Below are 250 nucleotides of genomic sequence, written 5' to 3'. Positions count from 1 at the left end.
ATCGACCATGTAAGGTTCGGCGCATCCGGGCGAAGAAGCGGAAACCGTTCGGTCGCCAGCCCTTTACGGCGTCGTCTGCGTTTTACGCTCAGTCCATTAAGGTGGTAAATACGGTATACCCGCTTGTCGTCTAATCAGTCAATATCTGGATCAGATGGGGTCTTTGTCGTCTTCGTAGTCATTTTTTAGATGCTACAACATGTTGCCAGACGTCGTCTTCATTCCTATGTGATTCCCGCAGGGGTATTGC

The 250-nt window shown here is 50.0% G+C and carries 1 pseudogene; it reads right to left on the bottom strand.

Annotation, left to right across the window (positions count from 1 at the left end):
• Window positions 1–134: pseudogene (locus EVX52_RS25190) on the bottom strand (IS3 family transposase); the annotation flags it as partial.
• Between the last annotated feature and the right edge of the window lie 116 nt (window positions 135–250).

Origin of the sequence: Rahnella sp. CFA14(1/10) (assembly GCF_004195095.1) — a bacterium.
Taxonomy (GTDB): Bacteria; Pseudomonadota; Gammaproteobacteria; order Enterobacterales; family Enterobacteriaceae; genus Rahnella; species Rahnella perminowiae.
Note: the sequence above shows the minus strand (reverse complement) of the source record. Positions and strands in the feature narration are given on the sequence as shown.